Here is an 11,860-nt window from a genome sequence, read left to right as displayed (position 1 = left end):
TTCACATTGGATGCGAGTACAATATCCATAAAGCGATTACATCACGAGGTAGATTAATGGACGAAAAACCAACCCGCCAACATCAGCGGCAGCAGCCTAAGCGCCGCATCGGCCCCACCTTGTTGGTTATTGTGCTCACCAGCTTGGCCTTAGTGGCTGGGTATGCAGCGCGCATCTACACCCAAACCAAGAACGCAGTGGGCAAGACTTATGACCCAGTTTCTTCCAAAGTCGTGAAAAAAACCACGATCAAAGCCGACAAGCCCTTGAGCTTCTTGCTGCTAGGCACCGACACCGGTGAATTCGGCCGCAAAGAAGTCGGCAACTCTGACACCATGATCGTCGTCACCCTCAACCCCAAAGCCAACCGCACCACCATGACTTCCATCCCGCGCGACACCTTGGCCGAAATTGTCGGCGGCGGCCCAACCAGCTACCAGAAGATCAACGCCGCTTACGCATTAGGCGGCAATGTTGCGGCCATGCAAACGGTCACGAAGTTGTTGAATGTACCTTTTAACTACTATGTCACCGTGAACATGGCTGGCTTGGAGAAAATCGTCGATGCGGTAGGCGGCATCGACGTCAACGTCAAGTTCTCTTGGCAAGATCCTGACTCCGGCAACTTGAAATTCACCAAAGGTCCAATGCACCTCAATGGCAAATGGGCCTTGTCTTACGCGCGGATGCGCCATCAAGACAGCGACTACGGGCGTCAGCAGCGCCAACAAGAAGTCATCACCCAAATCGTCAAGAAGATCCTGTCGGCCAAATCCCTCAGCAACTATTCAACGTTAATGGACTCCCTGGCCGATTCCATGCGCACCAGTTTGACCTTTGACGAAATGGTGCAAATCGCCCAACAATACAGCGACTGCATCAAGCACGTCAAACAAGCCACTTTACAAGGCATGGGCGCATATATTGGCACCGGTGCTTACCAGATCCCAACCACCAAAGCCATGCAAACCGCATCCGACAACATCCGCGCCGAATTAGGCTTGGCCCCGGAAACCTTAAACACTTATAACGTGAAACAAAACGCCTTAAACACCCAACACGGCTTCAATTGGAACGACGGCAACAACCCGACTTACACGCTTTATCCCAACTAAAAAACGCCGCGATCGCTCGCGGCGTTTTTGCATGGTCACTTCGCATATTCCACTGTGCGCTTCTCGCGGATCACGGTGACTTTGATATGGCCTGGATATTCGAGTTCTTTCTCGATTTGATTGCGGATGTCGCGAGCCAAGACGACCGATTGTTCGTCGGTCAGCTTGTCTGGTTGAACGATCACGCGCACCTCGCGCCCAGCTTGAATGGCGAAAGAATGGTCGACGCCATTGAAGGCATTGGCGATGCTTTCCAGCTTCTCCAACCGGTGCAAGTAATTCTCAAGCGATTCTGACCGCGCGCCGGGACGGGCGGCAGAAATCGCATCAGCAGCGGCAACCAGCACCGAGATCACATTGGTGGCTGGCACGTCGCCGTGATGGCTGGCAATGGCATTAATCACCGTTGCCGGTTCTTTGTACTTGGTGGCAAGTTCCACGCCAATTTCCACGTGGGAGCCGTCGACTTCATGGTCGAGGGCCTTGCCGATATCATGCAGCAATCCTGCGCGTTTCGCCAGGGTCACGTCTTCGCCGAGTTCGGCCGCCATTACACCGGCAAGTTTCGCCACTTGGATGGAATGGTCGAGCACATTCTGCCCATAACTGGTTCTGAAATGAAGTCGCCCTAAGACTTTGATCAAGTCCGGGTGCATGTTGTGGATGCCAATGTCAAAAATGGCCTGCTCCCCGATTTCGCGGATCCGCTCGTCCATTTCTTTGCGGGCTTTATCGACCATTTCCTCGATGCGCGCCGGATGGATCCGGCCGTCTTGGATCAACTTCTCCAAGGCCATGCGCGCAATTTCGCGTCGGATCGGGTCAAACCCGCTTAACACCACTGCTTCTGGGGTGTCATCGATGATCAAGTCGATGCCTGTTAGCGTTTCCAACGTACGAATGTTACGGCCTTCGCGCCCGATGATGCGGCCTTTCATGTCGTCATTCGGCAGATTGACCACAGTTACCGTCGTTTCGGTCACAACATCAGAAGCCGAGCGCTGAATCGCTTCTGCGATCAGCACTTTGGCTTGCTTGTCAGCTGTTTCTTTGGCTTCGACTTCACTTTCTTTGATCAGTTTCGCTCGCTCATGAGCAAGTTCCGCTTTGGTTTCAGTTAGAATGCGTTCCCGCGCCTGACTCTTGGTCAGGTCAGCGATCTTCTCTAATGTGGCTTGTTGTTCGGCAATGACGGCAGCGATGCTGGCTTCACGATCATCCAGCTGGTGCTGCCTTTGGGTCAAATTGGCATCGCGATCGGACAGGCTTTGTTCCTTTCGGTCAAGTGTGTCGTCGCGGTGATCCAGGGTCTGTTCACGCACCACGTTGCGGCTTTCGGCTTGTTGAACCTCACTGCGCCGCTCTTGCAATTCTTGTTCGACTTGCGTGCGGTATGTGTGCGCTTCATCTTTAGCTTCGATCAGGGTCTCTTTTTTCAGTGTGGCTGCTTCTTTATTGGCGGCCTCAATAATTCCCTTGGCGCTGTTATGCGCCAGATCCAAGTCGTGTTGATGGCGATTGTTCTGGATCTTGATTCCAATCAATAACCCGACCGCTACGGCGATGATCGCGACGAGGATTATTGAGACCAGTATTCCTGAGCTCATCTATTCACCTCCGCATCATCTGATTAGCGATGGTTCAATTGTTTGTTTGAACATTCACTGATGCATATTTATAACAATGTTACACTAATCGATTGTAGCGAATCCGCCATGCCAAGTCAACCAGCCCACCGTGACATTGTGTCACATTCTCAATTAAAATGCTGTCACACCAACGTTTAGCGGCCATCAGCTATTTTAACGCTTGCAGCACCGCAAACAAGCCCGCCTTCACTGCTCGCCCGCGCACGTCTTGGCGGCTGCCTGGCAAATGATACAACGTCGCTGTTGCGGCTTGACCAGCTAAAGCCACGCCGATCCATACTGTACCCGCAGCGATTCCAGCATCCGGTCCAGGGCCAGCCACCCCGGTGAATGATACTGCAATGCCGGCGCCAACTTGTTTTAGTGCCCCTTGAGCCATGGCTATGGCCGTGGCTTCACTCACTGCGCCATCGCGGTCGATGGTTGCTTCATCTAAATCCAGCATCAAGGCTTTGGTGTGATTGCTGTAAGTCACAAAGCCGCCTTTGAACCATTCAGACACCCCAGGCACAGCCCCTAGCGCTGCTTGAAAAGCCCCGGCAGTCAAACTTTCAGCTGCGGTGATCGTGCACTTGTGCGCTGCCAGCGCTTTGACCACTTCTTGGGCCAATGAATTGTCATCGCCATAACCATAGAAATATTGTCCGACGCGCGCCAGCACCGTATCTGCCATGGGTTTGATCAACGCTTGGACCGCTTCTTTGGTGGCGGCTTTGGCGGTAATGCGCAAGGTCACTTCCCAATCTTTGATATAAGTGGCGATGGTGGGATTGGTTTGATTATCGATCAAATCGGCCAGTTCGGTGACCAGCGCCGATTCGCCGATGCCAAAGAAGCGCAGTACCTGACTTTCGATTGCTGCACCATGCCCTAAGCGCTGCAGCAAATAAGGCACCAATTGGTCTAGAACCATCGGCTTAAATTCCTTCGGCGGTCCAGGCAGCAACACATAAGTATGCCCGTTAGCTTCCGCCACAGCACCAACCGCCAACCCCACCGTGTTCGTCAAAGGCTTCGCCCCGGCTGGCAGCTGCGCTTGTACCCAGTTGTTGGCGGTCATGGTTTTGTGTTGTTGTTTGGCATAAGCCGCCAACTTCTCATGGGCGGGCTGATCTACAGCTAAGTCGACCCCTAGATGCTTGGCCAACACTTGCTTTGAAATGTCGTCTGCCGTCGGCCCCAAGCCGCCTAGCAAAACAACCAACTCCGCGCGCGAGTCTGCCAAAGCGATCGCATCTTCCAAGCGAGTGTAGTTATCGCCAACCACCTGTTGGTTGCGGCTTTCAATGCCTAAGTCAGCAAACTGTTTGGCCAAGAAGCTGGCATTGGAATTCACGATTTGCCCCAACAAGATCTCAGTGCCTACAGCGATGATTTCTGCGTCCATATTCTTCACGTCCTTTTTTGGCCATTTTACACCTAATCCAAGATGCCGTCTAAAGCGTGGCCAATCACAAAAATCCCCGCAAGCTTCCAAAATAGAGGTCTGAGACGACCACGGGTAAACATCGCGTTAAATCCGTTCCCCATCAGCTTCTGCCACGGGACCATTCACCCGCCATATATTTAAGCTGATTCATATTCACTAGGAACAGGGCAACGTTGCGGCGCGGGGGGCGCGGATCGGTCAGGCCGCGAAAGGTGTGGTGTCAAGTGAGACACGCGCACTTTGCGTGGCTTGCTTGACACCACACCAGGCAACTTTTGAGATTTGCATACGAGCCGCAGGCGAGGCAAAGCTCAAAAGTTAGGCGTAAAACGCCCGCCTTTTGGGCGGTTGAAGCCGGCCGCGCAGCCTGCGGCGATCCGCGACCCCCGCGACGTGACGCTGCCCTGTTCCGGCATGTTGGCCATCATGCGATTCAGCAAAACAAAAAGCAACCTGATCAATGACATTAATCGTCATGAGCCAGGTTGCCTGATTCGCTAAGTGCGCTTTGCTCCGCTCTGGTTTTAGAAACTATCTGCAAACACGCTGCGGTTTTTGTAGAAGTACTCCACCCCAGAATAGATGGTGAAGAACACCGCAACATAAAACAAGATCAAATCGATCCGCAAACCGATGCCGAAGTTGTTGAACATCAAGAAGATGATCGCAAACATCTGGGCATTGGTTTTGATCTTACCAGGCCAAGCCGCCGCCATCACTTCACCGGCGCCAGCCAACAACAAGCGCAAGCCTGTGACTGCCAATTCACGCCATAAGATGATCGCCACGCCCCAAGCCGGCACGCTGCCGCGCACAGCCAAGAAGATGAATGCCGTCATCACCAACAGCTTGTCAGCCAACGGATCGGCGAACTTGCCGAAGTTGGTCACCAAGTGGTTGCGCCGGGCGATTTGGCCATCGGCGAAGTCCGTCAAGCAAGCCACGATGAAGATGATCACGCCGATAAACCAGCTTAACGCCACTGTTGCGCCGAACACCTGGATACTGCCGGCAGGCCAATCGAGTACCAACAACAACGTGAAAATCGGGATCAGAATGATCCGCATCAAAGTCAATTTGTTTGGTAAATTCACGACTAGTTACCTGCGCTTTCCGTGGTGAAAGTGATGGTCCGCACGATGCTGGTGCCATTAGAAATGTCAACGTTGGTCTTGTTCAACTTGATCGTCGTCGCCGTGGCGTTACCAGACTTCACAGAAAAGCTCGTGGTACCAGCTGGCAAGCTGACCGTATGCGACGCACCGGCTGCCAAGCTGGCTTGCCAAGTGGTGCGGCCATTGATGATAACCGAAACCCACGCGGCTTTGTCCGTAGCGGCCAAGGTGATGGTGTTAGCCGTCTTTGGCCAGTTCTTCACGGTGACGGCTTGCGTCGAACCAGTGCCTGCAGCCACTGCCACACTCAGCTTGTCGCTGGCTTTCTTAGAGCTGGAAGCAGAAGACGACTTGCTTTCCTGCTTCTTGCTGGAAGAACTGGCTTTAGGCTTGCTGCTGGTTTTCTTGGTTGAGGAAACCGACACCGTGCTGGAAGCATTAGGGATACTTTGCTTGTCATCTTGACCACGCGTCAAGATGAACGCATAGATCCCGCCTAGGATCACGATTGCCGCAACCACGATCAGGATCTGCGGTAAATACCGCCGCAGCCGATTCTTCGGACTTGCTTCGCTGGCGCGCGTTTTGCGGGTCTGATTCTCAACTGACTGTTCAACATATTCTTGCGGCTGCGTGTCTGGAATCTCTTGTTGGAACTGCGTCAACAACGCATCGCTATCGATACCGACCGTATCCGCGTATTGCTTGATAAAGGCGCGCACATAAAAATCGCCTGGCAGCGCATCGAAGTTGCCTTCTTCGATGGCGATCAAGTAGCGTTTTTGAATTTTGGTGATTTGCTGCAGATCGTCTAGGGTGTAGCCCTTTTCAATCCGGGCCGTCCGCAGTTTTTGCCCAATTTCATCCATTTGTTTTCTTCACCCGCTATGCATTTTTTGTCTGTTTTCAGTATAGCATGAAAATGCTTATCCATGAATTAAGAAATTGTTGAGAAGCCTCATTGCAACCAGCCGCCAGTCACATAAAGCGTTTGCCCGGTGAGATATTGCGCCTCATTGGCCAAAAGCGTCGCCACATAATAACTGATATCTTCAGGCGCGGCAAAGCGCGCTGCCGGGATTTCAGCTTGCACCGCAGCCAAGGCATCTTCATCAAACATCTGATTCATTTTCGTTGAAACCGCCCCTGGCGCCACCACATTCACGGTGATCCCAAGACTCGCCACTTCTTTGGCATAGGCATGAGCAAAGGCAGACTGGCCGCCTTTCACTGTGGAATAAGCCACTTCCATGGCCGAACCGGCCCCGCCATACACCGACCCGATGAAAACCACGCGCCCATGGCCGCTTTGTGCCAGTTTGTCTTGCAGCTTCGTCAACAAAGCCATTGGTGTCAGCAAATGCACCCGCATCAACGCGGTGAGCTCAGCAACTGTAGTGTCTTTAAACAAGTGATAATAAGTCTGCCCCGCAGCAAACACCACCGCATCCACGGCAAACAGCTGCTGGCACAAATCGTTTAAATGCGCGGCATCCGTAAGATCATACGCCACAGGAATAAAATCCTGCTTAGGATATTGCGCAGCCAGTTCATTTTGCAGTGTGTCGATGGCTTGGCCGTTTTGATGATAATGCAAATACAGCGACCAGCCGGCCTTGGCTAAACGCCGCGCACAAGCCGTGCCAATATCGCCGCTGGCGCCAATGAGCAAACAAGCTGGCATTAGGCTTCCTCCGCAGGCAAGATCACCACATCAGCCATCGCTTCAGGCCGCAACAGCACTGCTGCGGCATGTTGCACATCAGCCAAGGTGACTTGCTGCAACAGCGTGCCGTAATCAAACAAGCTAACTTCACTGAAACTTTGGTTGGCAATGGCGTTGGCCATCCCCGACAGTGAGTTCAGCGACATATAATACTTGCCCAGTGCTGAATGCTGCAGCCGCAAGAAGCGCTCAGACGTCAATAGCGGCTGGTTGGCCCCTTGTGCGACCACTTGACTGATCGCTTCGATCAACGCCTTAGGATCGCTGACATCGCCGCCTAAGGACACAAAATTAAACGTGCGCTGCACATCATAGCTATAGTCAAAAGAATCATCGACTAACCCAGCGTCATACCATTCTTGATATAACGGCGAGGAGTCGCCAAACAAAGCTTCTAACAACAAACGTGCCGCGATTTGAAATTTCACGCCGGCTTTGGTGTCATCGACATCAGTCAAGCCTTTGAGCCCCACCATTGCCTTGGGCCGCACCACCGGCAATTTCAACTCGCGATGGCGAATGATCTCAGCCGGGTCAACATCTGCTGCCACGCCGCGCACCACTGGAGTAGCCGCAGGGAACGTTTTGGCCGCTTGATTGGCCTTGACTTGGGCGATCACAGCTTCTGGATCAACGTTGCCTACCACCGTCAGCGTCATGTTGCTGGGGTGATAAAAGCGCGCATAGGCCCGATACAAGTCTGCTGGGGTGATCGTGGCAATAGATTCAATGCTGCCAGTGACATCTACTGAGGCTGGATGATTGGGATACAATGCCCCAAGCAAGCCCAGATACAAGCGCCAGCTGGGGTCATCTTGATACATTTGGATCTCTTGGCCGATGATGCCTTTTTCTTTGTTGACGGTTTGATCAGAGAAATACGGTGCCTGCACGAAATCAAGCAGCGTGGTTAAATTCTCCGCCACCTTGCTGCTGGCCGAAAACAAATAAGCCGTGCGGGTGGTCGACGTATAAGCATTAGCATTGGCGCCGGTGGCCCCGAAATCGTCAAAAGCGTCATGATCTTGCTTTTCGAACATTTTGTGCTCAAGAAAATGCGCGATGCCAGCGGGGTCTTGCACAAATTCATGGCCGCCAAGCGGAATATAGCGCGTGTCGATGCTGCCGTAATTGGTAGTAAACAGCGCATAAGTTTCATGATAGGCGGGTTTGGCCACGACCAACACTTTCAACCCATTGGGTAAAGTCTTAGTGAATAATGTTTCTGACACATCTGGATAATTAGTCTGCACGATCTTGACCGCCTTTCAAACAATACACTGCCGCCAGTTGCATTTGCATTGCCGCTTGCATCACTTGGTGGCGATCAACGGCATTGATCCCGGCGACATATTCGGCCAAGCTTTGCGGCTGGCTGGGTAATAACGCCCGCAACAACGCTTGGCGCGCCAAGAAGCGCGGTGAATCATAGGCGGTTTCGCGATTGGACACCAAGCCGGCTTTAATCTCCGCCAAGCGCGCATCGGTGAAGTCGCCTTGTTGTACCTGCTTGAGCTGTGCTTGGATCAATTCTTGCACCCGCGGCGCATTCTCGCCATCAATGCCGGTTTGTACCGTCATCAGCTGTCGCAAGCCATCCAAGCTGCTGGAAGCGTAATAAGCCAAGCTGGCTTTCTCACGCACGTTGGTAAACAACTTGCTTAGCGGTGAACCACCGAACAAATCGTTAGCCACCACCGCCGCGTAATGATCTGGGCCATAGAAGCTTACCGGCACGCGATAAGCCAAGTTCAGCTTGGCTTGCAATACCGGCGCCGTTTCAACTTGTTGGCGCAACGCCGCAGCCGGCGTAGTCACGGTTAGGTCCTGAGCCGCCACCGTCCGCGGCGCAAAGTCTAAGGCTTTGGCCAATTGAACGACTTGCGCTTCGTCAACGTCGCCTAACACCACGATTTCGATGCGGTCTTGGGCCAGCATTGCTTGATACGTCGCCAACAAATCAGCGTTAGTCACCGTATCAAGCAATTCTGCCGTGCCAAAACTTGGCGTGGCTTGCGCCGGATCGCCTTGGAAATACACCCGCTGCAAAGCCAAGCTGGCTTGGGTTTGGCGATCTTCTTGCAAACTTTGCAAATACAGCATCAAGTTGTGCTTTTCGCGATCAAATAAGTCAGTGTCAAAGCCTGACTTGCCAAATAACGGCTGCAACAATACTTCTTTAAGCAAAGCAAACCCTTGCGCCAACAAGTCTTCTTGGGCAAAGCGGTCATTTAACAGGTTCAAGCTGGCTGACACGCGATGCAAAGTGCCTTCTTTGCCGACGCCAATGCCAAAGCTGGCGCCAAACATGGCTTCTAAGTGCGCAGATAATTGCGCTTGGGTTGGATACTTTTGACTGGCGGTTTCTAACACGCTGGTTAATAAAGTGCGCGCCGCCACGTTGGCGCCATTGAGTGGTGCCAAGAAGTGCACCGCGATGCGTGTGGTTTTGAATTGTGTGGTGTGCACCACAGACAGCTGCACGCCTGGTTGGATTTTTACCAAAATTAAGCCTCCGAATCGGGATCTGGTTTTGCAAATACTTTGCGCGGTTTAGAGCCTTCAGACGGCCCGATCACCCCGTTTTGTTCTAAGTCATCGATCAAGCGCGCCGCTCGGTTATAACCGATGCGAAAACGCCGCTGCAACAAGCTGGTGGAAGCGCCTTGCTGCTGGATCACGAAGGCTTTGACTTCATCATACAATTCATCTTGCGAATCGCCATCCCCGCCTTGTTCAGGCGTGTCTGATGGGGCCATGTCTTCAATGTATTCCGGCTGGACTTGATCGGTGATGGCCGTCACCACCGCCTCCACGTCTTCAGAAGGAATGAAGGCCCCTTGGATCCGAATGGGACTGGACGCGTCGATCGGTTTATACAACATATCACCGCGGCCCAGCAGTTTCTCGGCCCCGTTGGTATCTAAAATCGTACGTGAATCCACCCCGCTGGACACGGCAAAAGCGATCCGCGAAGGAATGTTGGCTTTGATCAAGCCGGTGATGACATCTACTGATGGCCGCTGGGTCGCGATGATGATATGGATGCCAGCCGCCCGCGCCATTTGCGCCAAGCGCACAATGGCGGTTTCGACTTCGTTGCCTGCCACCATCATCAAATCGGACAATTCATCAACGATCACGACAATGTAAGGCATCTTGGTCATGTTCGGATCAGCCGCCAGTGCCACTTTCTTATTGTATTCGCCCATGTTGCGCACGCCGGCTGCCGCAAAGCGTTCATAACGCCGCTCCATTTCTTTAAGTACTTTGTTTAAAGCACTTGGCGCCTGCTTGGCTTCGGTGACCACCGGCGTCAATAGGTGCGGCACGCCGTTATATGTCGACAGTTCGACTTTCTTAGGATCAATCAGCATCAAGCGCACTTGATCAGGCTTGGCAGACATGAGAATGCTGGTGATGATCACATTGATCATCACTGACTTCCCAGACCCGGTAGCCCCGGCGATCAGCAAATGCGGCATCTTCGTTAAGTCCATGGTTTTAACATGGCCGTTAACGTCTTTGCCTAACGGGATCACCAGCGGCTTGCCTGGGTGCTTGGGGGTTTGTTCCAGCACATCGCGATAGCCGACAGTGGCAATTTGGGTGTTGGGTACTTCGATGCCGATCAAGGACTTGCCTGGAATCGGCGCTTCGATCCGGATATCTTTGGCTGCCAGCGCCAAAGCCAAGTCGTCAGCTAAGTTGACGATCTTGGAAACTTTGACCCCAGTGGCCGGTTGGATCTCGTATTGGGTGATCGACGGGCCCAGCGTGGCAGATTTTACCGCCACGTCAACGCCGAAGCTGTCCATGGTGTCTTTGAGCTTGACGCGGTTGTGTTTGATCAGGTTATATTCTTGGGATTGATCGACATTTTCCACCGGCGACAACAAGGTGATCGGCGGCATGATGTAATCAGCACCGGAACTTGACACATCCAATTTCGTTTGTTCCGCGACTGGTTCCGGCTGCGGTGCTGGCTTGGGTTTTGGTGCTGGCGCAGGTTCTGTTGCGGCTTGCGGCGCGTTGATGGTAAAATCATCAGCTTCTTTAACCGGCGTCGGCAAGTCTTTGTCTTCAACCGGTTGCGGCGCTGGTTTGGCTTTAGGCTCGCGCTTAGGCTTCTGCGCTTTATTCTCAAGCATCTTCTGATACCCGGCGTGAATGCCTGCAGCACCATGCGCCAAGCCGGTTCCAATGCGCTGCAGCAGCGCAAACACTTGCCCGGCTTGCACACCGGCGATGATCATGATCCCCACGGCTGTCAGCAAGCCAAACAACACCTGCGTGGCCACGCCTGAAATCAGCGGGGCAAAGATGCCATACACCAACCCGCCGACCAATCCGCCGCCTGCATCACTGGCGGCAGTAGATAACGCGAAGTCATTTTGCAAAATGCGCCAAATCGCCAATTCATAATGGCTGTGCACCGCCAACTGGCGCATGGTGATGCCAGTGACCACCACCAAGATGCTGGCATACGCCAAGCTGGTGCCCCAAATGTAGCGTTTAGGCAAAACCGGCATCGCGCCGGTAAACAGCAGCCAAGCGCCTAACAGCGTCAACAACAACGCCAAGAACATGAAGGTGTTGCCGCCGATCAAGCGCAGGCAATTGGCCAAGGTAACGCCGACTAATCCCAGGCGAAACAGCGCCAATAACCCAAGCACGACAAACACGACCCCCACCCAGTTGATGGTGTGGTCTTGTGTTTTGCGCCGCTGCGCTGATTTGCGCTTGCGGGTGGTGGGTTTGCGTCTGGTTGCCATAGCTGCCTCCTATAAGGTTCTAACTCATGTATTATACACGAGCACGCCTAG

General features: G+C 53.1%; 9 protein-coding genes. 1 reads left to right on the top strand and 8 read right to left on the bottom strand.

Annotated elements, in window-relative coordinates; genetic code table 11:
- The first annotated feature begins 56 nt into the window (after nt 1–56).
- A complete protein-coding gene (locus tag ACGG90_RS11700; RefSeq protein ID WP_390409612.1) occupies nt 57–1,115 on the top strand; it encodes an LCP family protein in 1,059 nt (352 codons plus the stop codon).
- A 35-nt stretch (nt 1,116–1,150) separates the two neighbouring features.
- Here the strand turns inward: ACGG90_RS11700 and rny are convergent, their stop codons facing one another.
- The 8 genes from rny to ACGG90_RS11660 all read right to left on the bottom strand — a co-directional run bounded on the left by rny (nt 1,151) and on the right by ACGG90_RS11660 (nt 11,809).
- Nucleotides 1,151–2,722, bottom strand: a complete 1,572-nt coding sequence (rny, locus tag ACGG90_RS11695; protein ID WP_390409610.1) for a ribonuclease Y — start codon at nt 2,720–2,722, stop codon at nt 1,151–1,153.
- A gap of 190 nt (nt 2,723–2,912) precedes the next feature.
- Nucleotides 2,913–4,151, bottom strand: coding sequence for a competence/damage-inducible protein A (locus ACGG90_RS11690; RefSeq protein WP_390409609.1), 1,239 nt, complete (start codon nt 4,149–4,151; stop codon nt 2,913–2,915).
- 566 nt (nt 4,152–4,717) lie between these two features.
- Nucleotides 4,718–5,287, bottom strand: coding sequence for a CDP-diacylglycerol--glycerol-3-phosphate 3-phosphatidyltransferase (gene pgsA / locus ACGG90_RS11685; RefSeq protein ID WP_390409608.1), 570 nt, complete (start codon nt 5,285–5,287; stop codon nt 4,718–4,720).
- Nucleotides 5,288–5,289: 2 nt separating this feature from the next.
- Nucleotides 5,290–6,177 carry a helix-turn-helix domain-containing protein gene (locus tag ACGG90_RS11680; protein ID WP_390409606.1) on the bottom strand — a complete coding sequence of 296 codons (888 nt, stop codon included), beginning with the start codon at nt 6,175–6,177 and terminating at the stop codon, nt 5,290–5,292.
- 89 nt (nt 6,178–6,266) lie between these two features.
- On the bottom strand, nt 6,267–6,992 hold the full coding sequence (gene ymfI, locus ACGG90_RS11675; RefSeq protein WP_390409604.1) for an elongation factor P 5-aminopentanone reductase: 726 nt from the start codon (nt 6,990–6,992) through the stop codon (nt 6,267–6,269).
- Nucleotides 6,992–8,287 (bottom strand): EF-P 5-aminopentanol modification-associated protein YfmH, encoded by a 1,296-nt coding sequence (gene yfmH, locus ACGG90_RS11670; protein ID WP_390409603.1) that lies wholly within the window; start codon nt 8,285–8,287, stop codon nt 6,992–6,994. Before yfmH ends, ymfI begins: the two co-directional genes overlap by 1 nt.
- Nucleotides 8,277–9,542, bottom strand: a complete 1,266-nt coding sequence (gene yfmF / locus ACGG90_RS11665; RefSeq protein ID WP_449273602.1) for an EF-P 5-aminopentanol modification-associated protein YfmF — start codon at nt 9,540–9,542, stop codon at nt 8,277–8,279. The genes yfmH and yfmF overlap by 11 nt, the downstream gene beginning before the upstream one ends.
- On the bottom strand, nt 9,542–11,809 hold the full coding sequence (locus tag ACGG90_RS11660) for a DNA translocase FtsK (protein ID WP_390409599.1): 2,268 nt from the start codon (nt 11,807–11,809) through the stop codon (nt 9,542–9,544). The genes yfmF and ACGG90_RS11660 overlap by 1 nt, the downstream gene beginning before the upstream one ends.
- Nucleotides 11,810–11,860: the final 51 nt, after the last annotated feature.

This window comes from Lacticaseibacillus jixiensis, assembly GCF_042847315.1.
In the GTDB taxonomy this organism is placed as follows: Bacteria; Bacillota; Bacilli; order Lactobacillales; family Lactobacillaceae; genus Lacticaseibacillus; species Lacticaseibacillus jixiensis.
This window is presented reverse-complemented; position numbering and strand designations above follow the sequence as displayed.